The following is a 23,584-nucleotide window of genomic DNA, read 5'->3' as shown; positions in this document are numbered from 1 at the left end:
GTGTTTGTCACCATGTCGACCCTGGCCTACGAGATCGTGGACGTCTTCACCGACCGCCCGTTCGCCGGTAATCCGCTGGCCGTCGTGTTCGGCGCCGAAGCGCTGGCCACCGAGCAGATGCAGGCCCTGGCGATGGAGTTCAACCTGTCGGAGACGGTGTTCGTGCTGCCGCCGACCCAGGTGGGTGCCACCTACCGGGCCCGGATCTTCACCCCGACCGGGGAGTTGCCCTTCGCCGGTCATCCCAGCGTGGGCGCGGCGGTCACCGCCAGCCGACGCGGGTTGTTCGATGCCGGGTCGGTCAGCCAGGAGTGCCACGCCGGGGTGCTTCCGGTCGAGGTGACCGCGACCGGCGCCACCCTGACCGGCGGCACCCCCACCCTCGGGCCGGAACTCGACCCCGAGCCGCTGCTGGAGATGGCCGGTCTCACCGCCGCCGACCACGCCGGCCCGCCGCCCCGGGTGGCCGGCTGTGGGCTGGAGTTCCCCTACCTCCCGGTGCGTCCGGACGCGGTGGCCCGCGCCCGGGTCGACGCGGCGGCAGCCCAGCGGTACGGGGTGGAGCACATCAGCGTCTTCTCCTGGGACGCCGACGCGCAAACCGCCCACGCCCGGGTCTTCGTGCCGGGGCTCGGGGTGCCCGAGGACCCGGCCACCGGCTCGGCCGCCCTGGGGCTGGGGGTGTGGCTGGTCGCCAGCGGTCTGCTCCCCGGCGACGGGCGCTCCGGGTACGCCGTCCGGCAGGGCGCGGAGCTCCGTCGTCCGTCCGAGTTGGCCTGCACGGTGACCGCCGAGGACGGGATGGCGGTCGGGGCGACCGTGGCCGGTCAGGTGGTGCCGGTGGCCCGGGGCGAGATCCTGGTCCCGCCGTTCGTCGGCTGACCGCGCCACGGGCGTCGGCCGACGGCGCGTGCGGGGCCGCCACCGCAGGTGCTGTGTGCGGGCCGGCGACGAGCGGGACGCGCGGCGGTGCCGTCCCAGTGTGCAGGGCGATGCCCCGCCGGCTGCGGGAGTCGGGTGTCGATCGGGCCAGAGCTGCGAGAGGATGCCGGTGTGACGGACGAGGTGGACGCTTCCGGGTCGACGCCCCTGGTCGACGAGGCGATGAAGAAGGCCGCCGTGGCCTGGGTGGGCGTCGGCGACCGGCCGGCGGTCGCGCTGTGGTGCGTACCCCTGGAGGGGTCGTTGTTCGTGGTCAGCGGGCCGGGGGAGCAGACCGCGCCGGGGCTGGCCGACGCCGCTGCCGCCCGGGTCACCCTGCGCGGCGACCACGGCGGGCGCATCGTGACCTGGCCGGCCCGGGTGACCAGGCTGGCCCCGGGCACGCCGGAGTGGGAGACGTCGGCCCCACTGGTGGCGGCGAAGCGGCTGAACGCCTCCGGCCCGACCGCCGACCTGGTGGCTCGCTGGGCGGCCGACGGTTGCGCGCTGACCCGCCTCGCCCCGGACGGCCCACCGGACGCCGGGGAGGCCCTGCCGGATGCCTCGCTGGCCGCCGAGCCGCGCGGCGCGGCAGTGGTCCGGGCCACCCGCAAGCCGTTCCGCCTGCACCGGGTCCGCCGCCGCTGACCCACCGTCCGGCGTCCGCGGCACCGGCGGTGGCTGTGTGAGGATTGCTGTCCGTGTCCTCTGCCCCACCCCACCCCCGTCCGCCCGTCGATCCGCTGACCGTCGGCGTCCTGGTGCTCGCCGTTTCCTCGGTCTCGTCGTCGGCCCCGCTGATCGCCTTCGCGGCGGCCCCGGCGCTGGCCGTCGCGTTCTGGCGGACGATGCTCTCGACCGCCGTGCTCGCCCCGTTCACGCTGGCCCGCCGCCGGCCCGAGCTCCGGTCGCTGACCGTGGGGGCGGGCCGCCGGGAGGGCTGGTACTGCGTGCTGTCCGGGGTGGCGCTGGCCGCCCACTTCGCCACCTGGATGCCGAGCGCCCAGCTCACCTCCGTCGCGGCGGCCACCGCGCTGGGCGCCACCCAGCCGGTCTGGCAGGGGCTGATCGCCCGCTGGCAGGGCCGAAGGCTGTCGTACGCCGTCTGGGGCGGCATCGGGCTGGCGGTGCTCGGCGCGGTCCTCGCCACCGGTGCGGACGTCGGGGTCTCCGGCCGGGCCTTCGCCGGTGACCTGCTCGCGGTGGTCGGCGGTATGTTCGCCGCCGTCTACACCGCGTTCGGCGAACGCGCCCGCGCCACCATCAGCACCGCCACCTACACCACCATCTGCTACGGCGTGTGCGCGGCGGTCCTGCTCGCCGTCTGCCTGGTCGGCGGGGTACGGCTGCACGGCTACGCGTCAAGCACGTGGCTGGCGATCATCGGGCTGGTCGCGGGGGCCCAACTGCTCGGCCACTCGATGTTCAACCATGCGCTGCGCCGGGTGTCGGCGACCACGATCAGCGTGCTGATCCTGCTGGAGGCGCCCGGGGCGGCGCTGATCGCCTGGGCCTGGCTGGGGCAGTTACCGCGTCCGCTCGCCCTGCCCGGGTTGGCGCTGCTGCTCGCCGGGGTGGCCGTGGTGGTGCTCGGCGGATCCCGTGCCGGCCGCCGCCCCGCCCCGGCGGTCCCCGCCGACGTCGCCCCACCACCGCCCTGACCGCCTGCCCGCGACCCGCCCGACCACCTCCGCTGCCGCTGCCTGACCGGGCCGCTGCCGGACGTCGCGTTCGTCCGTCTGTCTGTCGGCGGCGATGTCGTTCGTCGCGATTCCACCCGAATCGCCGACGCGGGTTCCGCCCGCACGTGAGAGTGCGGGGGGAGGTGGGGCGATGTCGGGGCGGAGCGCGGAAGAGGAGCACGGCGGCACCGTGGTCACCCCGTCGGCGGAGTTCCCGCCGCTCGACCCGGCCGAGGTGGACACCCTGCGCCGGGTCGGCGCGCACTGGCCGACCGGGGCGCCGCCCGCCCTGCCGGTCGACCCGACTCTGGACCGGTACCGGAGCAGTCCCGCCCCGGGCCGGTTCAGCCGGCTGGCCCCGATCGCCCTGTTCCGGCCGGAGCAGGCCGAGCGGGCCGGGCAGGCCGGGCGGGTCGGGCAGGCCGGGCGGGATGGGCGGGACGGGTTGGTTGCTGCCGCACCGGCGAGCCCGCCCGACTCCCGGCTCGGCCGGCGGCTGGCCCGGGTCCGACGGGTGCTCCTCGGCCCGCCGCTGACCAGCGCGGCGGTGCTGCACGAGCGGATGCGCAAACTGGTGGCCCTGCCGGTGCTCTCCTCCGACCTGCTCAGCTCGGTGGCGTACGGGCCGGAGGCGCTGTTGACAGTGCTGGTGCTCGCCGGCAGTGGCGCACTGGGCCTGGCCCTGCCGCTCTCGGCCGCGCTGGTGCTGCTGATGGTCGCCGTCGGGATCTCGTACCGGCAGACCATCCCGGCGTACCCGCACGGGGCCGGGTCGTACCTGGTGGCGGGGGACAACCTGGGCGTCGGCGCGGGGCTGACCGCCGCCGCCGGGCTGATGCTGGACTACGTGCTGACCGTGTCGGTGTCGATCGCCGCCGGAATGCACGCGATCACCTCGGCGCTGCCGGGGCTGACGCCCTTCACCGTGCCGCTCGGGGCACTGGTGATCCTGCTGCTGCTCGCCGGCAACCTGCGCGGGGTACGCACCGCCGGCAACATCTTCGTCCTCCCCACGTACGCCTTCGTGGCAGCCCTGTCGGGGTTGCTGGTGGTGGGCTACCTGCGGGCGGCGGGGCGGGGGTTCGTGCCGGTGGCCCCGCCGGCCGTGCCGGCGACCCAGGGGCTGGGGCTGCTGCTGGTGCTGCGGGCGTTCGCCTCCGGGGCGGTGTCGATGACCGGCATCGAGGCGGTCTCCAACGCGGTCCCGGCGTTCCGCCCGACGGAGTGGCGCAACGCGCGCACCACGCTGGCCTGGATGGTGGCGATGCTGGTGGTCCTCTTCGCCGGGCTGACCCTGCTGATCCACCTGACCGGCCTGGTGCCCCGCCCCGGTGAGACGCTGCTGTCCCAACTGGCCCGGGTCACCTTCCCGACCGGCCCCTGGTACGCCGTCGTCCAGGCGACCACCGCGCTGATCCTGCTGCTGGCCGCGAACACCGCGTTCAACGACTTTCCCCGGCTGCTGTTCTTCATGGCCCGCGCCGGTCACGCGCCGCGCCGCTTCCTGCACCTCGGCGACCGGCTGGCGTTCGGCAACGGGCTGGTGGCGCTGGCCGGGACGGCGATCGTGGTGTTCGTCGCGTTCGGCGGGCACACCGAGAAGCTGATCCCGCTGTACGCGGTGGGGGTGTTCCTCGCCTTCACCCTGTCGCAGAGCGGCATGGTGGTGCACTGGCGGCGGCACCGGGAGGCCGGCTGGCGGCGTCGGGCGCTTGTCAACGGGGTGGGCGCGGTCCTGTCCGGTCTTGTGCTGCTGACCGCGGCGGTGGCGAAGTTCACCGAGGGGGCGTGGGTGGTGGTGGTCGCCGTACCGCTGCTGGTGCTGCTCTTCCACCGGGTGCACCGGCACTACCGCACCCTGCACGCCGCCCTGGCCCTGCGACCCCCGCCGGCCGGGCGGGAGCCCGGGGCTCGGCCGTCCGGGGCTCGGCCCTCCGGGGCGCGGTCGCCGTCGGTGGCGGGCGGGCCGGGCGCGGGCCCGCCGCCCGCCGCTCCGGACCGCGCTGCCGGGTCCGTCGAGGGGGAGGAGGTGCCGCAGGAGCTGCGGCACCTGGTGGTGGTCCCGGTGGTACGGCTCAACCGGGCGTCGATGCGTGCCCTGGCGTACGCGGTGTCGCTGGGCCGGCCGACGCTGGCGGTGCACCTCGCCCCGGAGGACGCCGAGGCGGACCGGTTCCGGGAACAGTGGCGGGCCTGGGGGGACCACGTCCGGCTGGAGACGATCGTCTCGCCGTACCGGGCGGTGATCGGGCCGTTGGCGCACTACCTGGCCGCGTTGCACGCCGCCGCGCCGGAGCTGGTGCTGACCGTGGTGGTGCCGGAGGTGGTGCTGCGCCGGCCGTGGCACCGCCTGCTGCACAGCCGTACCGAGCAACGGCTGCGCAAGGCGTTGCGGGCGCTGCCCGGCGTGGTGGTGACAAGCATCCCGGTCCACCTCGTCGAGTAGAGCGGCTACCCGACTGGTGATTTCTCGAGTTCGTGGCCTGCGTCACAGCCATAGTGTGCGAGAATCGCACTGTGGCTGACATCGACGCGCGGACGCTGGGGGAGCGCATCCGAGAAGCGCGTAAGCGTGCAGACCTTAGCCAAGAGGACCTCGGACAGGCGGTGGGCATCGAGCGCACGGTCATGAACAAGATCGAGAGTGGCGTACGTAAGGTCACGGCACTCGAGTTGGCGGACATCGCCTCCGCAATCGGTGTGCGAATGTCGACTTTCTTCGAGGAGCCTGTTCCCGCGCTTGTCGCGCATCGGTCCAGCCAAGGGCTGGACACCGTGGACTCGCAGGTCGACGCCCTGCTGACGAAGTTCGCCAGCGAGGTCGAATTCGTCGCCTCGTTGGGCGTCGACGAACTGGGGCTCGGTGGTGCCGAGGCGGTCGTCCGGGCCGGCATCACGCCGCCTGCAACCAACGTGGAGGCCGAGGCGCTTGCGGGGCAGGCGCGCGACCTGTTGGCCTTTTCGGCAGCGGAACCGATCCGCCAGTTCGCCGAACGGGTCGCCGACGTCGGCCTTCTGGCGTTCTCTCGCGATATCGGCAAAGATACGGCGGACGCAGGATCGATCCTATTGCCCCGTGGCGGTGTATGTCTCGTGAACAGCCACATGAAGGTCGGCCGTAGGAGACTCGCCCTAGCGCACGAACTCGGTCATTACCTCATCGCGGACACGTACACCATCGACTGGCGAGTGGCTGACCACTCCGATCTTGTCGTCCCCCTGGAGTCACGCCTCGATCGATTTGCGCGCGCGTTTCTGCTGCCCGAGGTTTCGGTCACCCGGCAGTGGGAGGAAAAGGCCTCCCAGTCCGGAGAGCGCGCTGCGGCGATCTATCTGGCCAGTGCGTTTCGGGTTGACATGGCCACCCTCGCAAAGCGTCTGAGAGAATTGGGTCTAGCAGACAGTGAGCAGGTCGCCTCGGTGCGCAAGTACCGCACGACCCAGGCTGACATCGTAGAGATGGGTCTCAACGTCCCCTCGGAGGAGTTGGCGGGGACGACGGTTCCTCGATCGTTCGCCCGTGCGGTGCTGCGGCTCGTGCGGGATGAGCGAATCAGCCGCGAACGGGCCTTGGACCTACTTCAGGGCACGTTCGACGAGGTGGACCTGCCGCAGATTCGCGAGCGTCGGGCCGACGAGATCTGGCGTTTCGTGTCGTGACGGCGGTTCCCGAGAACGCCCTGGTTTTCGACACCGGGCCGTTGCGCCATTTTGCGAAGCAGGGATGGCTGAGGGTCCTGCATTTTCTGGCTGAGGGCCGACCTGTCTACATCCCTGAGAGCGTGGAGCGTGAGCTCAATGGTGCTGTCGAGCATGTGCCGGCCGCCCGTGCGGTGCTCGATGCAGATTGGATCCAAGTTCACAGGTCAACTGATCTCGATTTTATCGAGGCGTTCGCCCACTACGCCGATCGGCTGGTGGCTGGTGGTAGGAACGTTGGTGAATGTGGGGTGCTCGCCATGGGGCAGGTCTACAAGTGTGAAATCGTGTTAGACGACGCCGTGCCGCGTCAGATGGCGGAAGAAAGAGGTCTCCAAGTCACGGCGACCGTTTCGCTGCTGTGCGAGGCGGTGCGCACGAACAGACTCGCCATGCCGATGGTCGAGTACCTGGCCGACCATCTTCTGGAAGGCGAGTACTACCTGCCCTTTGGGGTCGGCGGTTTCCGTCATCATGTTCTGGAGAACGGGCTTCTGGAATACGACGAACTGTGACCGTCTTCCTGCGCGACGGTGGTGCGTAGGAGTAGTAGTTCCCTTCGAGGCCGGGTCAGGGTTCGATGCCGACGGCCTTGGCGCTGGCGGTCCAGAGGCGGGCGGCCAGGGCCGGATCGGCCGCTCTCGGCCAGGGGCGGCGCAGCCGCCGATCGGCGTAGTAGCCGCCGTCGACCAGCCGGGAGGCGGGCTGGTTGGCCAGCCAGACCAGGGTCTCCGCGCCCTTCTCCGGGCTGCGGAACGGCATCACCCGCATGCCGAGGGCGACCAGCCGGCTGTCCGCGCCGAACCGGGTCCGCACCACGCCCGGATGGAACGAGTACGCCGGCACGTCCGGCCAGCGTCGGGCGGCCTCGGCGGCGAACAGGATGTTGGCCTGCTTGCTGGTGCCGTACGCGCGCATCGGCCGGTAGCGGCGCAGCGCGGCGTTGAGGTCGTCCGGGTCGAGGGTGCCGCTGCGGTGCGCGCCGGAGGCGGTCACCACCAGCCGGCCGACCCGGCCGATCAACAGGTTGCTCAGCAGGAACGGGGCCAGGTGGTTGGCCTGGATCGACAGCTCGAACCCGTCGACCGTGGTGAGTGGCGCCAACACGATCGCCCCGGCGTTGTTCGCCAGCACGTCGATCCGGTCGTACGCCGCCCGTAACCGCTCGGCGAGGCCGCGTACGTCGTCCAGCACGGCGAAGTCGGCGCGGAACAGTTCGGGGCGCTCGCCGGACGCCTCGCGTACCCGATCACCGGCGGCCTGGAGTCGGGCCGGGTCCCGGCCGACCAGCACCACCCGGTCGCCCCGCCGGGCCAGCGCCACGGCGGCGGCCAGCCCGATGCCGGAGCTGGCCCCGGTCACCACCACGGTCCGTCGCCCAGTGAGATCTTCCTCAGGTCCGTCCACCCCGGTCACGGCACGAGGTTACCGTGGCGTCACCACATCCTCGGTGCCACCGGACGGGCCGCCCCGGGCTCTCCGGGGCGGCCGGCCGGATCAGTACGCGGTGCCGTAGCCGGTCGACGACTCCTGGTTGGCCAGCCAGACGAAGAAGACCACGATCGCGATGGTGGCCAGCACCGCGATGACGGTGGAGATCCAGCCGACGATGATGCCGGCGGTGGCGAAGCCCGCACCACCCTCCCCCCGCTCCTTGAGCTGCTTGCGGGCCACGTGGCCGAGGATCGCGCCGATGATGCCGATGTAGCCGCCGAGCCCGTAACCGCAGAGGCCGATCGCGCCGATGATCGAGACGATCATCGAGGCGATGGCGAGGCCGTTCTGGGGCGGCGGGGGCTGGTAGCCGCCGTAGCCGGGGAACCCCGCCGGTTGCGGGTACCCGCCGGGTTGCGGGTAGGCGGCTGCGGCGGCGTACGGGTCGACCGGGCCGGCCTGGGCGGGGATGAACGGCGCACCCGCGAACGGGTCGGCCGGGGCGTAGGGGTCCTTGCCTGTCGGTTGGGTGGAAATCGGCTGGCCGCTGACCGGCAGGGTCGGGTCGGGCTGCTGGCTCGACGACGCCGGGTCCTGCCAACCGGAAGGCGGGGGGTAGGTCATCTGATCTTCTCCGTCGCATGTAGGTGCGCCGTCAGGGTAGCCAGCGCCGGACAGTACCGAGGTCCGCCCATGTTTGCTCGCTGCCCGAGGCGCGCCGGGGTCCGCCCGTGGTGGCTCGTTGCCCGGGCCGCGCCGACCGGGCAGGATGCCCGGCATGGCTATCGACGCGCGTGGGGCCGACCGATCCGGCAGCCGACCGAGGCGGGACGTGAGCCGTCCCGGCCTGGCCCGGCGCACCCGCGCCGGCGGCGGGGGCAGCCAGCCCGGGCAGGACGAGCCGATGCCGGTGGCCGACCCGGTGACCATGCGCCTGGACGGCCGGGTCGCCCTGGTCACCGGCGCGGGAAGCCCGGACGGCATCGGGTACGCGACCGCCCGTCGGCTGGCCGACCTGGGGGCCCGGGTGGCGATCGTCTCCACGACCAGGCGGATCCACGAGCGGGCCGGCGAGCTGGGCGTGACCGGCTTCGTCGCCGACCTGACCGACGAGTCCGAGGTCGGCGCACTGGCCGACGCGGTCGCCGAGCAGCTCGGTGACGTCGAGGTGCTGGTGAACAACGCCGGCCTGGCCAGCCGGGCCAGCCCCGAGGTGCTCCGCCCGGTGGCCCAGCTCAGCTACGACGAGTGGCGTGGCGAGATCGACCGGAACCTGACCACCGCGTTCCTGTGCAGCCGGGCGTTCATCAGCGGGATGGCCGAGCGGGGCTGGGGACGGATCGTCAACCTGTCGGCGACCGCCGGCCCGGTGAACGCCCTGCCCACCGAGGCGGCGTACGCGGCGGCCAAGGCGGGCGTGGTCGGGCTCACCCGGGCGCTGGCGATGGAGATGATCGCCGACGGGGTGACGGTGAACGCGGTGGCCCCCGGCACGATCTACACGGCGGCCTCCACGATGGCGGAGATCAAACAGGGGCTGGGTACCCCGGTCGGACGCCCCGGCACCCCCGACGAGGTGGCCGCCGCGATCAGTTTCCTCTGCTCCCCGGCGGCGTCGTACATCACCGGGCAGATGCTGGTGGTGGACGGCGGCAACAGCGTCCGGGAGTCACAGTTCCGCTGAGCGGCGCCCGCTGTCGTACCGGCCGGACCGGCAGCACGATGCCGTCTCAGTAACCGGTGCCGCTGTTGCTGCCGGCACCGGCCCACACCACGACGGCCAGCCAGCCGCAGCAGGCGAGCACCCCGATCACGGTGAACGCGTAGCTGAGGACCAGTCCCCAGGTGGCGAGCTGGTCGCCTGCCTCTCCGGTGCGCTTGATCTGCCGCTTCGCCAGGTGACCCAGGACGATGCCGGCCGGGGCGAAGACGAAGGCGAGGACCAGGCACAGGACCGCCAGTACGTTGGTCCCGCCGCCGCCCGGCGGCCCGTACTGCCCGTACTGCCCGTACTGCCCGGGGGCCGGGTAGCCCGGTTGCTCCCCCCAGGCCTGCTGCTGGCCCTGGTCCCCTGGCTGCTGCCCCCACGGTTGCTGCTGCCCCCATGGCTGCTCGCCCGGTGGCTGCTGCCCCCACTGCGGCGGCTCGGTCGGCTGGCTCCACGGTGGCGGCTCGGTCGGCTGCCCAGGCGGGGGCTCGGCGGGCTGTCCCCACGGTGCCGGCTCGGCGGGTTGTTCCCAGGGCGATGGCCCGGCGGGTTGTTCCCAGGGTGACCGGGCGGGCTGCATAGGTCCCCGCTCTCCGCCCGTCGAGCCGGGCCCGGGTGGGGCCGCCGGACCGTCGGGCGGGAGGTGGGGTGGCTCGTACGGTGACGGTGGCTGCTCCGGCTCCCCCGCTGGGGTACTCACGGTGTCCACCCTCCGCCGCAGGTCAGTGCCCTTCCTCCGGCGGACGCTACCGGCAACGGTGCACCTTTCACCGTGGTTGAGGGGACTGGTCACCTTGGCGGGTAGGCCGGGACGCCCCGAAGGCTGATGCAGCCGAACCCGCGCCGGCCTCGGTCGAGGTGGTCTCGGTCGCGCTGGTCAAGCCGAGCTGGTCTCGGTCGCGCTGGTCAAGCCGAGCTGGTCCCGGTCGCGCTGGTCAAGCCGAGCTGGTCCCGGTCGAGGTGGTCAAGCCGAGCTGGTCAAGCCGAGCTGGTCTCAGCCGCGCTGCTCCGGGTCGAGCCGGGTGAGGCCGGCGGCGGCCCGTTCGACGATCAGGCACCGGTCCTCGACGTAGTCCATGCCGGCCTCCTCGGCGATCCGCCGTGCCTCCGGCGAGACGATGCCGAGCTGGAGCCAGACCGCCGGGGCGCCGATCGCCGCCGCCTGACGCACCACCTCGATCGCGTCCCGGGCCGGCCGGAAGACGTCCACCAGGTCCACCGGGTGCGGGATGTCGGCAAGCGAGGCGTACGCCCGCTCACCGAACAACTCGTCCACAGTCGGGTTGACCGGGATGATCCGCCAGCCGTACCGCTGCATCTGCGCCGGTACCCGGTGCGCGGCCTTGCCCGGGTCGCGGGACGCGCCCACGACGGCGATCACGGCGGAGTCGGCGAGGAGTTGCTGTGCGGTCCGCATCCGCCGAGCCTAGCCCCGCCGGTCGGGAACTCCCGCAGTTGTGGGTGGCAGGCCGAATCATCGGCGGCCCGGTTCTCCGGGCAGTGGGCCGGCAGCGGACCGGCTCTATCGGACGGCGAGGTCGGCAGCGGTCGCGGTCACAGCAGGGCGAGTTGTCCGGGAGCGGGGTGCGGGTGACGGAGCCGGCAGGCTGCGGGTGTCGCCGGGCCCGCCCCGGGCAGCGCCAGCGGCAGGGGTGGCGTCGCTGGCGCTGCCCGGTCGGGATGCGCCTCGTCCGGGGGAGCGGAGAGGCGCTTCCAGCGCATGCCGCTCATTCGAACACGTGTGCGATTGCGGTGCAAGTGCGCGACGGCGGCCCGGTCCCGTGGACCCGGCCGCCGCCTGTGGCGTTCAGTGCTGGTGGTTGGCCAGCTGCTTGCGTACGTCGTCCATGTCGAGGGCCTGGACCTGCTCGATCAGGTTCTCCAGGGCCGACTCGGGCAGGGCGCCGGGCTGGGCGAAGACGATGACACCGTCCCGGACCGCCATGATCGTCGGGATCGAGCGGATGTCGAACTTGGCGCCGAGCTCCTGCTGGGCCTCGGTGTCGACCTTGCCGAAGGTGATCTCCGGGTGCTTCTCCGACGATCGCTCGTAGACCGGGGCGAACCGCTTGCACGGGCCGCACCACTCGGCCCAGAAGTCGACCAGCACGATGCCGCTGCTTCCGGTCACCTCGTCGAAGTTGGCCGTGGTCAGCTCAACGGTTGCCATTGGACTCTCCGATCAGCGCGGATTGCTTTTTCGTCCGGTAGAACCAGGCGGTACCCCGGCAAATTCCCGGGTTGCGGGCACCGAAACCGGCGCGGCCCGGACGGCCCGATCCTGCCCATCGAGCCGTGTCTGTCGATGCGCGCGTGCGGACTGCACTTGCATGACGCATTTGCGTGACCGGCCGTGATGGGAGCGTTTCCAGGGAGATCGCAGCCCGGAGCAGCCATCATGCCCGAACTTGCCGCCTGACAAGGGCCTACTTCACCTGCGGAGATCGCTCTCTCGTTGATCATTAGTGACTCTTCGTATTGTTACGAAAAGATAAATGTGACCTCCGTCTCTGTTCGTTCATCGCGCGGATGGGGCAGAATCTTGGGCATCAGAGCGTGGGCGGCGGGTGCCGGGGAGGGCCCCGCCGCTCATTGCGTCTCCCCCCGGGTGAGCCCCGGTGTGGCATTTACCTGTCACCCGCGTCCCCGGTATCTCCTTAACCAGCGGTAAGGCGCCTCGGCCGCACTCCGTCGCCGCCCACCGAGGGGGAGGCCGCTGCGCCGCGGTGATCGGGACGCTGCGCCACGTCGCACCAGCCGATGCCGTCTCGCCCCGTGCCGCCACCGGCTGGTGCGGTGCCGCCCCTGCCGATGGCGATTCGCCCTGGTCGGCGGCGGGGTGTCGGCGAACACCCGGGCGGTGGGCGGCGAGCGGCGCGAATCGGGGTGGGACGTGCCCGTCACCTCTTCGGTCGGCCTATGCTGACGGCGGAGGTCCTGATGAGCCACTCCCTCGCCGGAGAGCCGCCCTCTGCCGGACGGCGTGCCGCACCGTTGACCACCGCCGTCTATTCCGCCGCCGAGTGGGATCTGCTCACCACGCTGCCCGGTCGGGTGCTGGTTGCCGCCGCCACGCCCGGCCCGGGTCGACCGGTCCGGGAGGTCGCCGTCGGGCTGGACGCGGTCGCCGCCGGCCTCGTCGGCTTGGACGCGGTCGCCGCCGGCCGGGCCTCCGACAGCGACCTGGTCCGCGCCGTGGTCGCCACGATCTACGCCCGGCACGACAGCCCGGCCGCCCTGGCGACCGGTGAACTGGCCGGCCCGGCGGATCTGCCACCGGTCTGCCGGGCCGCCGTGCGGGTGCTGCGGCGCAGGGCCGACCCGGCCGACTCCGCCGCGTACCGGCAGTGGGTCGAGTCGGTGGCGGTCCGGGTGTGCCGGGCCGGTGATCCGGACCTGGCCGACCGGCGGTTCCTGGACCGCCTGGGCGACGCCCTGGGGCTGCGCTGACACCGGGCGGGCATGGGCGGCTACGGCACCCACGAGAACCAGGGCCGACCGGGGTGGGTCACGACGGCAGCGGTCGAGGGCCGTACCCTCCTGGGATCGTGACCGAGGACCAGCTCGACGTGGGTGTCGGACCGTGGCCCGGCGATCCGCCGGACGACCCCCGCTACGACCCGGAGCTGCTCGCCGCGGGCGATCGGCGCAACGTGGTGGACCGCTACCGCTACTGGCGGCGGGAGGCCGTCGTGGCCGACCTGGACGAGCGTCGACACGACTTCCACGTGGCCATCGAGAACTGGCAGCACGACTTCAACATCGGCACGGTGGTCCGCAACGCCAACGCCTTCCTCGCCGCCGAGGTGCACATCGTCGGGCTGCGTCGGTGGAACCGGCGGGGCGCGATGGTCACCGACCGGTACCAGCACGTCCGACACCACCCGACGATCGAGGAATTCGTCGGATGGGCCGCCGGCCACGATCTGCCCGTGGTCGGCATCGACAACCTGCCCGGCTCCCGACCGCTGGAGACCACCACCCTGCCCCGGCGCTGCGTGCTGCTCTTCGGCCAGGAGGGCCCCGGTCTCTCCGATGCCGCCCGGACCGCCTGTGAACAGCTCTTCTCGATCGCCCAGTACGGCTCGACCCGGTCGATCAACGCCGGAGTGGCCAGCGGCATCGCCATGCACGCCTGGATTCGCGCGTACGCTGCCGCCCCGCCGGCCTGACCCGCCGCCCGCTCGCGGGTGCTCCCCGGATGCCGGCCGATCCCGGGCCCGTCGGGTCGGCGCGCGCCTTCCCAGGCTCTCGGGGCGGCCGGCGGCAGGCGGGACGAGGAAGGGGCAGCGCGTCGGCGGGGTCGGCTTGACGGACCCGCCTCGTGGGGCCACGGTGGGGATGTGAGTGTCGTGGTGAGTTGTCCGAGGTGTGCGGGTCAGGTGCGCCCGCCCGACCTGATGAACGGTGCGTCGCGCTGCGTCCGGTGCGGGCCGGTCGCTCCGCTGCACGTGCCTGAGCACATCGATGCCGAGATCGTGGCGAGCGTGGTGGACCGGGTCGCCGCCGAGGGCGACCCGGAGCGGCCCGCGCTGCCGCTGTGGTGCCCGTGGCCGCTGCCGTCCGGCTGGACCGTGACCGGGGTGGCCTGGGCCGGTGACGAGGCCGGTGGCGTCCGGGCCACGGCCGTCGCGTGCGCCGGGCCGGCGCCGCTCGGTGGCGGACCGGCCGAGCTGGTGCTGGTGGCGGAGGAGCCCGGGGTCGGACTGGGCACCCGGTTCGCCGGGGTGGCCGGCCCGGACCCCGGTCCAGAGTTGACGGAGGTGCTGGCAGGGCCGGGTCCCGGCCCTGGTCATCCCGAACACGTCGAGCCGGCGAGGATCCGGGCCGGCGGCCATCCGACTCCACTGTGGTTGGTCAATTCCGCAACGGATCGAAGCGCGTACGCCGGTGAGGCTCGGGGAATGTGGCTCCATGCGATAGCCTGGCCGGCGAGCGCGGGTCACCTCCTCGCGGAAGATGTCGTCCTGCACGACCTCACCGAGTGGACTCCGCCCGAGCTCGTGTACGGCGCACCGTCCCCGTACCTGCACGGCAGGGCCTGACGGCCCTCCGGGTGAGTCGGAGATGGGACGCAGATATTCACGCTGCGGCACCATGCTGATACTGTGGGTGCCGCTGCGGTAAATGGACCCGGCGCCGCGCGAGAGGATGGCCCGCTATGGTCAAGAAGGTCCTCACCTGGGCCGGTATCGCATTCTTGATCTTCTTCGTTGCCTACCGGCCAAATTCGGCAGCGGACGTCTTCAAGTCGCTCGGCGGTGGCATCGTGGACATCGCCCAGGGCTTTGGTGACTTCTTCACGAGCCTCGTCGCCTAGCCGCCGATGGGCAGCCCCTCCGGACCCCCGTTCGACCCGGACGATCCCGGCCGGGACCGCCGGGAACAGGACACCGAACCGATCCCGAGGTACCGGCCCGACGACGGGCCGGGCTACGGGTCCGGTGCGGGGTTCCCCGGCGGACCGTCCTTCTCGGACGACGCCGGCTACGGCGACGGCCCGGGATACGGCGGTGAGGGGCGCCCCTGGGGCCGTGATCCGGAGGCGGACTACCAGCAGCCGGTCATCTCCGAGGAGGAGTTGGCCGGCCTGCGGTCCGACTCCCAGGGCATGGCCCCCCGCCGGGTACTCCCGCTGGAGGACGAGCCCAGTTCGCTTGTCGCCCGCTACCTCTTCCCCACCGAGCGCTACCGGGGCGAGTGGAAACGGCACTGGATCCACCTCACCACCCCGATCATCGTCGGCGTGGCGGCCACCTTCGTCCTCGGCTACCTCTCCGGCTTCCTCGCCGGGCAGGACGTCGGCGCCCTCACCACCATCGCGGTGCTGCTCTGGTTCGCGGTGATGGGCTGGGTCGCCTGGAAGGTCGCCGACTGGTGGTACGACCGCTTCATCCTGACCAACAAACGGGTCATGGTGGTCAACGGCATCGTCACGCGCAAGGTCGCCATGATGCCACTGGCCCGGGTCACCGACATGAAGTACGAGCAGACCCCGACCGGCCGGGCCCTCAACTACGGCACCTTCGTGCTGGAGTCCGCCGGCCAGGAGCAGGCGCTGCGGGAGATCAAGAATCTGCCCAACCCGAACGAGCTCTACCTGCGGGTGGTCGAGGAGATGTACGAGCCACAGGCGGTCGAGGCCCGGTTGGGCAAGGAGGCCGACGAGGCCAAGGCCGACGACGGCGCCTGAAGGTTTTCGTCCGTCCGTCGGGCGAACTACACACCTTTCGCCGTCGACCGGGTGCCGCCCGGCATGGCAGCCTGCCTGGCAGGACGGGGTGCGGAGGTGAGCGGTGGTCGACCGGGATCCGCTGGAGGACGAGTTCCGCGACTTCGTCGCGGCGCGCTCCGGTGCCCTGCTGCGCACCGCGTACCTGCTCGCCGGGGACTGGGCCACCGCCGAGGACCTGCTCCAGACCGCGCTGACCAAGACGTACCTGGCCTGGCGACGGCTGGGTGGGATCGAGGCGGTCGAGCCGTACGCCCGGCGGGTGCTGGTCAACACGTCCACCAGTTGGTGGCGGCGACGGTGGCACGGTGAGCGCCCCACCGAGGTGCTGCCCGAACGGGCCGGCGTGGACGAGATCGCCCAGCACCTCGACCGGGACGCGCTCTGGCAGCACCTGCGGGCGTTGCCCGCCCGACAGCGCGCGGTGCTGGTGCTGCGCTACTACGAGGATCTGTCGGAAGCCCAGACGGCGGCCCTGCTGGAGATCTCGCCCGGCACGGTGAAGAGCCAGACGTCCCGTGCCCTGGCCACCCTGCGCCGCAGGCTCGGGGCCGAGGCACAGCTCGACCTTACGACCGATCCCGTCCCCCGCCCGGTCGAGCCGGCACCGCTCCCGGCGGATGCCGGCCCCCGTCCGGTGGTGGCGTCCGCCCGTCCGGTGCGTACCCCCCGACCGGCCTCGCCCGGCCTGGTCACCGACCGGGCCCGGACACCGACGCGGGCCACACCGGTCGCCGCGGAGACCCGATGAACTCCCCGTCACCCCGGCCGGGCAACCAGACCGGCCGCCCCGAGCGTCCATTCGCCGTGACGCACGACGAGCGGCTGGAGCGGGCCCTGCGGGAGACCCTCTCCCAGCGGGTCGCCGTACCGCACCGGCTACCGGTAGACCCGGCCGGGACGGCGCTGGGTCGGGCCCGGCGGATGCGCCGACGGCGTACGGTCGCCGGGTTCGCGCTGGCCGGCGTCGTGACGGCCCTGGCCACCGGTGGGATGACCCAGCTCGGCGGGCAGGCGGAGCGGCCCACCACCCCGACCGTGGTGCTCGGCGACCCGAGCAGGGTGGCCACCCGGTCCGCCGACCCGGTCGCGCCCGTCCCACCAGACGAACCGACCGACGGCGAGGTCGAGCTGATCATGGCCGGTGTCCTGGTCACCGCCACCGGTCAGCGGTACGACCTGGGCGTCGGGCCGGTCGACCGCGCGCAACGGCTGCCCGATCGTGGTGGCTGGCTGCTGACCGGGGCGGTCACCGCTGCCGGCCGTACCCTCTGGATGGTGCCCGCGGGCGGTGAACCGCGGGCGCTGCTCGCCGGGGCGGAGGAGATCGTCCTGTCGCCGGACGGTCGGCAGGTGGCCTGGCGCGACGAAGGCCGGGTCTTCGCGGCCGGGATCGTCGCCGGCCAGCTCCTCGCGACGGTGGCCGAGCCGGCTCCCGCCGGTGTGGTCCCGGTCCGGTTCGTCGGCAGCCAGGTCGTGCTCCGGGCCGGTTCCCAGGGCGGTCACCTGCTGTGGCGGCCGTCCCCGGGCACGCCGCCCGGCACCGTCGCACCGGACGTCCTCGACGTCTACGGGAGCAGGGCGGACGGCCGGCTGGTCGCCCGGGTGCGCGTCGGCACCCGGAGCTGCCTGGCCCTGCTCGGCCCCGACCTGAGCCCGGGCAGCACCCGCTGCGAGCCGACGCCCGCCGCCGACGGTCGGGGCGCCGTCTCCCCCGACGGGCGGTGGCTGCTGGTCAACGGTCGACTCGCCGGATCGGACGGCGCGATCCTGGTCGACCTGACCGGCACCGCCGCGCCCCAGCGGACCGCCGGACCGGTGATCGGCGACGAGGTGGCCTGGACGGACACCCGCCACGCGGCGTACGTCGACCGGGACGGCACCCTGGCCCGGCTACGCGCCGACGACGTGCTGGCGGGGGAGCGGGCTGTCTCTACCCCGGTTGCCGGGGCCAACGCCGACGTCCGACCGGTAGTGGTGGCAGGCCCGGAGTGACCTCGCGCTGACCGGCGGCGGCTGACCCGCCCGGTAGCGTCGGGACCATGCCCGCGCGCCCGATGATCGACCTGCACGCCCACTCCACCGCCAGCGACGGCACGCTCGGCCCGGCCGAACTGGTCCGGGCCGCCGCCGAGGCCGGGTTGGCCGTCGTGGCGATCACCGACCACGACACCACCGCCGGGTGGGGGCCGGCGGTCGACGCGTTGCCGCCCGGGTTGAGCCTGGTCCGGGGCGCGGAGATCTCCTGCCGCTGGCACGGCGTCGCACCGGCCGTCCCGCTGCACCTGCTGGCGTACCTGTTCGACCCGGCGCACCCAGGGCTGGTCGCCGAGCTGGCCCGGGTACGGCAGGCCCGGGAGGTACGCGGCGAACGGATCGTGGCGCTGCTGCGGGCCGACGGCGTCGACGTCAGCTGGTCGGAGATCATGGCCGCCGCCGACGGTGGGACGGTCGGCCGCCCGCACATCGCCGCCGCGCTGATCCGGGCGGGTCTGGTCGCCACCACCACCGAGGCGTTCGGCCGGGACTGGCTGGGCGAGCGGTACCGGCTGCCCAAGGAGGACATCGACGTGTTCCGGGCCGTCGCCCTGGTCCGGGCGGCCGGGGGCGTACCGGTCTTCGCCCACCCCCGGGCCAGCCGGCGGGGGCGGATCGTCCCGGACGAGCTGATCGCCGAGTTGGCCGGGGTGGGGTTGGCCGGGTTGGAGGCCGACCACGAGGACCACACGCCCGCCGAGGCGGCCCACGTCCGACGGCTCGCCACCGAACTGGGTCTGCTGGTCACCGGCTCGTCGGACTTCCACGGCAGCCACAAGACCGTCCGGCTGGGCGCGCACACCACCGCGCCGGAGGCGTACGAGCGGATCGTCGCGGCGTCCTCGGGGGTGACCGGCGTCGCTTCCGGCTGATCCGCGTTCGGCCTGACAGCGGCACCGCTACCCTCGTCCGGTGGATCTCAAGCTCTTCGGCGAGGTCTTCGTGACCCTGCTGGTCATCGTCGACCCGCCGGGCATGATGCCGATCTTCCTCGCCCTGACCGGCCCGCTGGCGGCCCGTGACCGGAACCGGGCCGCCTGGCAGGCGGTCGCGCTGGCGCTCGGCGTCATAGTGGTCTTCGCCGTCGCCGGCCAGACCCTCCTCGCCTACCTGCACGTCGACCTGCCGGCGTTGCAGGCCGCCGGCGGGCTGCTGCTGATCCTGGTCGCGCTGGAACTGCTCACCGGCAAGGCCGACGACCCCAGCCAGCAGGTCACCTCCAACATCGCCCTGGTGCCGCTGGGCACCCCGCTGCTGGCCGGCCCCGGCGCGATCGTGGCGACCATGCTCTTCGTGCAGCAGGCCGACGGGGTGGGACAGGTCTCCGCGATCGCCGCCGCGATCGTCGCGGTGATGCTGGCGGTCTGGATCGTGCTGCGGTTCTCCGGCGGGATCGTGAAGATCCTCCGGCCGGGCGGCATCGAGGTGCTGACCCGGATCGCCGGCCTGCTGCTGGCCGCCATCGCGGTGCAGCTCATCGCCGACGCGGTGGCCGCCTTCGTCACCCAGTACGTGAACATGAGCTGAGCCACCGTCGTGCCGGTGCCGGGCTGTCGTACCGGGCTGGCAGGATCACGGGTGTGCGACGAGCCTCCTCCGCCGGTACCCCCCGGCCCCGCTCCGGCCAGTCCGAACAGCTCGGCTTCGCCGGCATGCCCGAACGGCTCTTCACCTGCACACCCAGCAAGCTCGGGGCGTACGCCGACTGCCCCCGGCGCTACCGCTACGCCTATCTGGACCGGCCCGCCCCGCCGAAGGGGCCGCCGTGGGCGCACAACTCGCTCGGCGCCAGCGTGCACACCGCCCTGAAGAACTGGTATGCGCTGCCTGCCGACCGGCGTTGTCCCGAGGCGCTGCCCGCCCTGCTCAAGGGCACCTGGGTTCGGGAGGGCTACCGCGACGACGAGCAGGAACGGGCGGCCTACCAGCGGGCGCTGGGCTGGCTGGAGGGGTACGTCTCGACCCTCGACCCCGGCGACGACCCGTTGGGCGTGGAACGGGTGGTCGCCGTCAAGACCGCCGTGCTGGCCTTCAACGGGCGGGCCGACCGGATCGACTCCCGCCCCGGCCCGGACGGCCCCGAGCTTGTCATCGTCGACTACAAGACAGGCCGCACCGGGCTGGACGCCGACGACGCGCGCGGCTCGCAGGCGCTGGCCCTCTACGCGTACGCGGCCGAGCGGACGTTCCGTCGGCCGTGCCGCCGGGTCGAGCTGCACCACCTGCCGACCGGCACCGTCGCCGGGCACGACCACAGCGTCGAGTCGCTGACCCGCCAGCTCACCCGGGCCGAGGACACCGCCCGGGACATCATGGCCGCCGAGCGGTCGGTCACCGACGGCGTCGACCCGGACGAGGCGTTCCCCACCGTGGCCGGGCCGCGCTGCGGCTGGTGCGACTACCGGCGCACCTGCCCGGTGGGCGCGCAGACGCCCGGCCGGGAACCGTGGTCGGCGATCGACCGCCCCACCACCCCGGCGGCCGACTGACGCCGGTTCCGGTGCCGCTGTCGAGCCGGGTCGAGCCCACGGTGCGGGGGCGGTGCGGGGCGGGGAGTTGCCCGGTTCAGGCGGCGGTGAGGCGGGCGGCGCGCTCCTTCGCCGCCTGCTGGATCGGGTCCTCCCGCCAGGTGCGGGGCAGCGCCGACAGGGCCAGCCGCAGCGCCCGTACGCTCAGATCCGCGGAGAGTGCGGTGGTGGGCAGCCCCAGACCGCCGTACAGCCGGAGCGCCCACGGCGGCAGCAACCCGAGCGCGGTGCCGGCCACCCCGAAGTACGCCCAGCGCGGTGGCCCGAGGCTCAGCCCGAGCCGGGCCGGTCGGCTGAGCTTCCACGGGATCGGCGGTGCGGTCAGGAACAAAGCGGTCTCCGCCGCCGCCTTCGTCATCCGCAGTTCGGGCCGGACCGCCCGGTAGTAGTCGGCCACCTCGGCGGCGCTGCCGGGCACCTCGGCCGGATCCAGCCCGACCAGTGCGGCGGCCCGCCGCTGCTCCGTGTAGTACTGGTCCACCTCGGCCCCGGTCAGCGACAGACCGGCCCGTCGGGCGGTACCGACGAACGACTCGGCCCCGGTGACGTGCACCCAGCGCAGCAGGTCCGGCTCGTCGATCCGGAACTGTTCCCCGGTGAACGGGTCGGTGGCGCGTAACCTGGCGTGCAGGGCCCGCAACCTCCGACCGGCCGTCTCGGCCTCGGCGGTGGTGCCGTAGGCGACCGTCCCGATGTACGTGCCGGTGCGGGTAAGCCGGCCCCAGGCGTCCGACCGGAAGTTGCTGTTCTGGGCCACCCCGGCCATCGCCCGGGGGTGCAGGGCCTGCAGGTAGAGGGAACGCAGGCCGGCGACGATCAGGATCGGTTCGTCGTGCACCTTCCAGGTGACCGAACCGGGACCGAAGAGGCCGAGATCGTCGCTGTCCACCCGTCAACAGTGCCACGCCGGACGGCGTACCGCCCGGTGCCGGGATACTCCACTGCGGGCCGGCGGGCCGGCGGGCCGGCGGGCCGGCGGGCCGGCGGGCCGGCGGGGCTGCGGGGCTGCGGGGTCGGGACGACGCCGGGTGAACCGGGGCGCTCGCGACCACGTGTACGCGGATGGGGGACATCGCGCCGACCGGCCCGTCGTACGCTGTCTGCCGCAACCGCATTCCACTGCCGGAGGTGTCGGTGTTCAAAGAGATCAACGGTCTGCCAGGTCACGTCCTGGTGGTCCATGCCGTGGTGGTCTTCGTACCGCTGCTCGCCCTGCTGGCCAGCGCGTACGGGTTGATGCCGCGCTGGCGGCCCCGCCTCGGCTGGGCGGTGGCCATCCTGGCCGTGGTCACCCCGGTCCTCGCCTGGGTGGCGACCGAGTCGGGGGAGGCGTTCGAGGAGGCGCTGGAGGAGAAGGGCTACTCACCCGAACTGCTTGCCAAGATCCACGAGCATTCCGAGTTCGGCGACATTCTGCTCTGGTTCACCCTCGGGCTGGCCGTGGCGGCGCTGCTGTTGCTGGCGGTGACCAGCGACCGGGTGCGTACCCCGGACCTGCCCAGCTGGGCGATCTGGGTACTGACCGCGATCGTCGTGGTGCTGGCGGTGCTCACCACCATCTCCGCCTATCTCACCGGGGACAGCGGCGCCGCCTCGGTGTGGAGCAACACGTTCTGACCGGTCACCCCGGGCGGTAGGCCGACCACGGCCGGCCGCGCACCACCGCCGCTCGGGCGAGGGTGCGCGGCCGGCCGGTCCGCAGGTGGGCGTCCGGCGGGTGTCCAGGCGGGGGTGGCTGGCGGTGGTCAGCGCAGCGCGCGGGAGCAGAGCAGGCAGAGCAGCACCAGCAACACGACGCCTACCACTGCGCCGACGCTCCAGGTGACCCGCTGCGCCCGTTGCTCCGCCGTGTCCATCGCCGCCATGTCCTGACCGGGCAGGGCGCGGGCCGGTGTCGCCTCCAGGTGTACCGGTGGACGCCAGCCCGGCGGCGGCGGCATGGTCGGCGGCGGCCCGGTGTAACCCCCCGCCGCAGGCCACCCCGATCCGGCTTCGGCTTTCGGCTCGGCTGCGTTCGTCGGGGGCGTCGGCTCGGTGGGTGCGGGGGTGGGTTGCTGCGCGGGCGGGCGTCGCCAGTAGTCGTCCTCGGGGCTGGCACCGCTGGGCGTCGTCACGCCGTCCGACGCTACCAACCAGGCCCGTGGAACGGGTCGACCCGCCATTCCGCAGGATGGTCGATCGGGCCGGTCCTCCGGGTAGTCTTGCCGGTTGTGATCACCGAGGACCCGGCCGGGCGCGGCGTGCCCGGCGACGACGACCGCGCGGTCGACCTCAGCGACGACTTCGTGGTGTTGCCCGAGCAGACCGCCGACGACACCGACTTCGGCTGGGGTGAGCGCCGTGGTGGCAACGACGACTGGTTGCTCGCCGAGCGTCCTCCGCACTGGGACTGAGCGTCGCCGGCCATCGTGCGGGCCCGCACGATCAATATCGTCCTGACGTGGGGCCGGCGGGATCCACTTCCGGTGGCGCACCCGGGCGGGTGCGATACCGCTGTGTCGACACGTGAGTGGCTCAGCCCCGGACCACGACGCTGAACCGGCTGCCCTCCGGCTGGCCGACGGAGCGCTGCGCCTGATCGGGCCGGACCGCCAGGTAGAGCGCGGACGAGCCGTCGGCGGCACCTCCACCCACCACGTCGAGCACCAGCGCGTCGGCCGCCAGCAGGATGGTCTCACCGGCCGTCCGACCACCCGGCACCACGAGCAGGTCGACCCGCGCGCCGGGGCGGAGGACCGCGAGGGCGGCCGGTTCGGCCAGACGTACCGGCACCCCCACGAAGCCTTCCGGCAGCGGCAGCGCGGCCGGGGTGTCCCCGTCGGCGGACCGGCTCCCGTCCGCCCCACCGGGGACAACGGTCCCGCCGGTACCCGGGGTGGGTGCGATGCGAGCGTGGCCGGGTTGGCTCGCGGCGGCAGCCCCGTCCGTCGCCCCGGTCGGCGGAGCGGGACATCCGCCGGGGTCGGTCGTCGGGGCGGAGGAGCCTGCGGCGGCGAGGGAGACGGTGGGTGGTGCAGCGCTGGTGGGACAGCCGGTCGGGGTGTCCAGGACGAGCACCGCCAATCCGAGCAGGGCGGCCACCAGTGCCGCCCGCAGCAGGGCTCCCCCGCCGGGGCGGCGCGGCCAACGGAACGGCCGCAGCGAGCCCTCACCATCCATGCCACCGGCCGTCATGACCACACCTCCGCCGCTCACCGGATGCCCTGCCGGCATCCCGCTTCAGCAGGCTAGGCGCGGGACCACCAACCCACGAGCCGTCGTCCGCAGCCTGTGGACAACAAACGAACCTGTGGAAAACCCCCCACCCCCCACCCCCCGCTGACCGGGTCACGCCGGGCGTCCT

At 73.1% G+C, this 23,584-nt stretch carries 28 protein-coding genes; 19 read left to right on the top strand and 9 right to left on the bottom strand.

Going from position 1 to position 23,584, the window contains the following annotated elements:
* Positions 1-12 precede the first annotated feature (12 nt).
* The 6 genes from AC0AIB_RS24685 to AC0AIB_RS24660 all read left to right on the top strand — a co-directional run bounded on the left by AC0AIB_RS24685 (position 13) and on the right by AC0AIB_RS24660 (position 6,817).
* Complete coding sequence (locus AC0AIB_RS24685) at positions 13-882, top strand: PhzF family phenazine biosynthesis protein (RefSeq protein ID WP_328340398.1); 870 nt, start codon at positions 13-15, stop codon at positions 880-882.
* Positions 883-1,104: 222 nt separating this feature from the next.
* Positions 1,105-1,569 (top strand): hypothetical protein, encoded by a 465-nt coding sequence (locus AC0AIB_RS24680; protein WP_328348941.1) that lies wholly within the window; start codon positions 1,105-1,107, stop codon positions 1,567-1,569.
* Between the two features lie 44 nt (positions 1,570-1,613).
* The gene (locus tag AC0AIB_RS24675) at positions 1,614-2,582 is read left to right on the top strand and encodes a DMT family transporter (RefSeq protein WP_465097562.1); all 969 of its coding nucleotides are present in this window, start codon (positions 1,614-1,616) and stop codon (positions 2,580-2,582) included.
* Positions 2,583-2,754: 172 nt separating this feature from the next.
* Positions 2,755-5,049, top strand: coding sequence for an APC family permease (locus AC0AIB_RS24670; RefSeq protein WP_328340394.1), 2,295 nt, complete (start codon positions 2,755-2,757; stop codon positions 5,047-5,049).
* 71 nt (positions 5,050-5,120) lie between these two features.
* A complete protein-coding gene (locus tag AC0AIB_RS24665; protein ID WP_465097561.1) occupies positions 5,121-6,263 on the top strand; it encodes a helix-turn-helix domain-containing protein in 1,143 nt (380 codons plus the stop codon).
* A complete protein-coding gene (locus AC0AIB_RS24660; protein ID WP_328340390.1) occupies positions 6,260-6,817 on the top strand; it encodes a PIN domain-containing protein in 558 nt (185 codons plus the stop codon). Before AC0AIB_RS24665 ends, AC0AIB_RS24660 begins: the two co-directional genes overlap by 4 nt.
* 55 nt (positions 6,818-6,872) lie before the next feature.
* Here the strand turns inward: AC0AIB_RS24660 and AC0AIB_RS24655 are convergent, their stop codons facing one another.
* Positions 6,873-7,718, bottom strand: a complete 846-nt coding sequence (locus AC0AIB_RS24655) for an SDR family NAD(P)-dependent oxidoreductase (RefSeq protein ID WP_328340388.1) — start codon at positions 7,716-7,718, stop codon at positions 6,873-6,875.
* A gap of 81 nt (positions 7,719-7,799) precedes the next feature.
* Positions 7,800-8,360, bottom strand: a complete 561-nt coding sequence (locus AC0AIB_RS24650; RefSeq protein WP_328340386.1) for a DUF4190 domain-containing protein — start codon at positions 8,358-8,360, stop codon at positions 7,800-7,802.
* Between the two features lie 223 nt (positions 8,361-8,583).
* On the opposite strand from AC0AIB_RS24650, the gene AC0AIB_RS24645 reads away from it, so the two are divergent.
* Positions 8,584-9,420 carry an SDR family NAD(P)-dependent oxidoreductase gene (locus AC0AIB_RS24645; protein ID WP_328348940.1) on the top strand — a complete coding sequence of 279 codons (837 nt, stop codon included), beginning with the start codon at positions 8,584-8,586 and terminating at the stop codon, positions 9,418-9,420.
* Positions 9,421-9,466: 46 nt separating this feature from the next.
* Here AC0AIB_RS24645 and AC0AIB_RS24640 read toward each other — a convergent pair whose 3' ends face one another.
* From AC0AIB_RS24640 to trxA, 4 genes are all read right to left on the bottom strand, one after another.
* Entirely contained in the window at positions 9,467-10,024 is a 558-nt protein-coding gene (locus AC0AIB_RS24640; RefSeq protein WP_465097560.1) for a DUF4190 domain-containing protein, read from the bottom strand.
* Between the two features lie 414 nt (positions 10,025-10,438).
* Positions 10,439-10,861, bottom strand: a complete 423-nt coding sequence (locus tag AC0AIB_RS24635) for a CoA-binding protein (protein ID WP_328340382.1) — start codon at positions 10,859-10,861, stop codon at positions 10,439-10,441.
* Between the two features lie 137 nt (positions 10,862-10,998).
* A complete protein-coding gene (locus AC0AIB_RS24630) occupies positions 10,999-11,166 on the bottom strand; it encodes a hypothetical protein (protein WP_328340380.1) in 168 nt (55 codons plus the stop codon).
* 85 nt (positions 11,167-11,251) lie between these two features.
* Positions 11,252-11,614, bottom strand: a complete 363-nt coding sequence (trxA, locus tag AC0AIB_RS24625; protein ID WP_328340378.1) for a thioredoxin — start codon at positions 11,612-11,614, stop codon at positions 11,252-11,254.
* A 749-nt stretch (positions 11,615-12,363) separates the two neighbouring features.
* Between trxA and AC0AIB_RS24620 the strand changes: the two genes are divergently transcribed.
* The 10 genes from AC0AIB_RS24620 to AC0AIB_RS24575 all read left to right on the top strand — a co-directional run bounded on the left by AC0AIB_RS24620 (position 12,364) and on the right by AC0AIB_RS24575 (position 20,202).
* The gene (locus tag AC0AIB_RS24620; protein WP_328340376.1) at positions 12,364-12,894 is read left to right on the top strand and encodes a hypothetical protein; all 531 of its coding nucleotides are present in this window, start codon (positions 12,364-12,366) and stop codon (positions 12,892-12,894) included.
* A gap of 98 nt (positions 12,895-12,992) precedes the next feature.
* Entirely contained in the window at positions 12,993-13,616 is a 624-nt protein-coding gene (locus AC0AIB_RS24615; RefSeq protein ID WP_328340374.1) for a TrmH family RNA methyltransferase, read from the top strand.
* 171 nt (positions 13,617-13,787) lie between these two features.
* Positions 13,788-14,489 (top strand): DUF6758 family protein, encoded by a 702-nt coding sequence (locus AC0AIB_RS24610; RefSeq protein WP_328340372.1) that lies wholly within the window; start codon positions 13,788-13,790, stop codon positions 14,487-14,489.
* A gap of 116 nt (positions 14,490-14,605) precedes the next feature.
* Positions 14,606-14,764 carry a hypothetical protein gene (locus AC0AIB_RS24605; protein WP_165942702.1) on the top strand — a complete coding sequence of 53 codons (159 nt, stop codon included), beginning with the start codon at positions 14,606-14,608 and terminating at the stop codon, positions 14,762-14,764.
* Between the two features lie 6 nt (positions 14,765-14,770).
* The gene (locus AC0AIB_RS24600; protein ID WP_465097559.1) at positions 14,771-15,637 is read left to right on the top strand and encodes a PH domain-containing protein; all 867 of its coding nucleotides are present in this window, start codon (positions 14,771-14,773) and stop codon (positions 15,635-15,637) included.
* A 103-nt stretch (positions 15,638-15,740) separates the two neighbouring features.
* A complete protein-coding gene (locus AC0AIB_RS24595; protein ID WP_328340366.1) occupies positions 15,741-16,427 on the top strand; it encodes a SigE family RNA polymerase sigma factor in 687 nt (228 codons plus the stop codon).
* Complete coding sequence (locus AC0AIB_RS24590; protein ID WP_465097558.1) at positions 16,424-17,671, top strand: hypothetical protein; 1,248 nt, start codon at positions 16,424-16,426, stop codon at positions 17,669-17,671. Before AC0AIB_RS24595 ends, AC0AIB_RS24590 begins: the two co-directional genes overlap by 4 nt.
* A 47-nt stretch (positions 17,672-17,718) precedes the next feature.
* The gene (locus tag AC0AIB_RS24585; protein ID WP_328340362.1) at positions 17,719-18,585 is read left to right on the top strand and encodes a PHP domain-containing protein; all 867 of its coding nucleotides are present in this window, start codon (positions 17,719-17,721) and stop codon (positions 18,583-18,585) included.
* A 40-nt stretch (positions 18,586-18,625) separates the two neighbouring features.
* Positions 18,626-19,240 carry a MarC family protein gene (locus tag AC0AIB_RS24580; protein ID WP_328340360.1) on the top strand — a complete coding sequence of 205 codons (615 nt, stop codon included), beginning with the start codon at positions 18,626-18,628 and terminating at the stop codon, positions 19,238-19,240.
* Positions 19,241-19,365: 125 nt separating this feature from the next.
* Positions 19,366-20,202: a RecB family exonuclease gene (locus AC0AIB_RS24575; RefSeq protein ID WP_465097568.1), complete on the top strand. Its 837-nt coding sequence runs from the start codon at positions 19,366-19,368 to the stop codon at positions 20,200-20,202.
* A 76-nt stretch (positions 20,203-20,278) separates the two neighbouring features.
* Here the strand turns inward: AC0AIB_RS24575 and AC0AIB_RS24570 are convergent, their stop codons facing one another.
* The gene (locus AC0AIB_RS24570; protein WP_328340356.1) at positions 20,279-21,130 is read right to left on the bottom strand and encodes an oxygenase MpaB family protein; all 852 of its coding nucleotides are present in this window, start codon (positions 21,128-21,130) and stop codon (positions 20,279-20,281) included.
* A 245-nt stretch (positions 21,131-21,375) separates the two neighbouring features.
* On the opposite strand from AC0AIB_RS24570, the gene AC0AIB_RS24565 reads away from it, so the two are divergent.
* Positions 21,376-21,858, top strand: a complete 483-nt coding sequence (locus AC0AIB_RS24565) for a DUF2231 domain-containing protein (protein WP_465097567.1) — start codon at positions 21,376-21,378, stop codon at positions 21,856-21,858.
* Between the two features lie 128 nt (positions 21,859-21,986).
* Here the strand turns inward: AC0AIB_RS24565 and AC0AIB_RS24560 are convergent, their stop codons facing one another.
* Positions 21,987-22,355 carry a hypothetical protein gene (locus AC0AIB_RS24560; protein WP_328340354.1) on the bottom strand — a complete coding sequence of 123 codons (369 nt, stop codon included), beginning with the start codon at positions 22,353-22,355 and terminating at the stop codon, positions 21,987-21,989.
* Positions 22,356-22,451: 96 nt separating this feature from the next.
* Between AC0AIB_RS24560 and AC0AIB_RS24555 the strand changes: the two genes are divergently transcribed.
* Positions 22,452-22,634, top strand: coding sequence for a hypothetical protein (locus AC0AIB_RS24555; protein ID WP_442930582.1), 183 nt, complete (start codon positions 22,452-22,454; stop codon positions 22,632-22,634).
* Between the two features lie 121 nt (positions 22,635-22,755).
* Here AC0AIB_RS24555 and AC0AIB_RS24550 read toward each other — a convergent pair whose 3' ends face one another.
* Positions 22,756-23,415: a flagellar biosynthesis protein FlgA gene (locus AC0AIB_RS24550; RefSeq protein ID WP_465097557.1), complete on the bottom strand. Its 660-nt coding sequence runs from the start codon at positions 23,413-23,415 to the stop codon at positions 22,756-22,758.
* Positions 23,416-23,584 lie beyond the last annotated feature (169 nt).

Source organism: Micromonospora sp. DSM 43699, assembly GCF_055517075.1.
This window is presented reverse-complemented; position numbering and strand designations above follow the sequence as displayed.

What these genes read in the sequence shown, in the direction of transcription:
- AC0AIB_RS24620 (WP_328340376.1), top strand. Translation starts at nt 12,364, where the DNA reads ATGCTGACGGCGGAGGTCCTGATGAGCCACTCCCTCGCCGGAGAGCCG.
- trxA (WP_328340378.1), bottom strand. Translation starts at nt 11,614, where the DNA reads ATGGCAACCGTTGAGCTGACCACGGCCAACTTCGACGAGGTGACCGGA.
- AC0AIB_RS24680 (WP_328348941.1), top strand. Translation starts at nt 1,105, where the DNA reads ATGAAGAAGGCCGCCGTGGCCTGGGTGGGCGTCGGCGACCGGCCGGCG.
- AC0AIB_RS24585 (WP_328340362.1), top strand. Translation starts at nt 17,719, where the DNA reads ATGCCCGCGCGCCCGATGATCGACCTGCACGCCCACTCCACCGCCAGC.
- AC0AIB_RS24685 (WP_328340398.1), top strand. Translation starts at nt 13, where the DNA reads ATGTCGACCCTGGCCTACGAGATCGTGGACGTCTTCACCGACCGCCCG.
- AC0AIB_RS24600 (WP_465097559.1), top strand. Translation starts at nt 14,771, where the DNA reads ATGGGCAGCCCCTCCGGACCCCCGTTCGACCCGGACGATCCCGGCCGG.
- AC0AIB_RS24605 (WP_165942702.1), top strand. Translation starts at nt 14,606, where the DNA reads ATGGTCAAGAAGGTCCTCACCTGGGCCGGTATCGCATTCTTGATCTTC.
- AC0AIB_RS24550 (WP_465097557.1), bottom strand. Translation starts at nt 23,415, where the DNA reads ATGACGGCCGGTGGCATGGATGGTGAGGGCTCGCTGCGGCCGTTCCGT.
- AC0AIB_RS24630 (WP_328340380.1), bottom strand. Translation starts at nt 11,166, where the DNA reads ATGCGCTGGAAGCGCCTCTCCGCTCCCCCGGACGAGGCGCATCCCGAC.
- AC0AIB_RS24650 (WP_328340386.1), bottom strand. Translation starts at nt 8,360, where the DNA reads ATGACCTACCCCCCGCCTTCCGGTTGGCAGGACCCGGCGTCGTCGAGC.
- AC0AIB_RS24590 (WP_465097558.1), top strand. Translation starts at nt 16,424, where the DNA reads ATGAACTCCCCGTCACCCCGGCCGGGCAACCAGACCGGCCGCCCCGAG.
- AC0AIB_RS24575 (WP_465097568.1), top strand. Translation starts at nt 19,366, where the DNA reads ATGCCCGAACGGCTCTTCACCTGCACACCCAGCAAGCTCGGGGCGTAC.
- AC0AIB_RS24670 (WP_328340394.1), top strand. Translation starts at nt 2,755, where the DNA reads ATGTCGGGGCGGAGCGCGGAAGAGGAGCACGGCGGCACCGTGGTCACC.
- AC0AIB_RS24640 (WP_465097560.1), bottom strand. Translation starts at nt 10,024, where the DNA reads ATGCAGCCCGCCCGGTCACCCTGGGAACAACCCGCCGGGCCATCGCCC.
- AC0AIB_RS24635 (WP_328340382.1), bottom strand. Translation starts at nt 10,861, where the DNA reads ATGCGGACCGCACAGCAACTCCTCGCCGACTCCGCCGTGATCGCCGTC.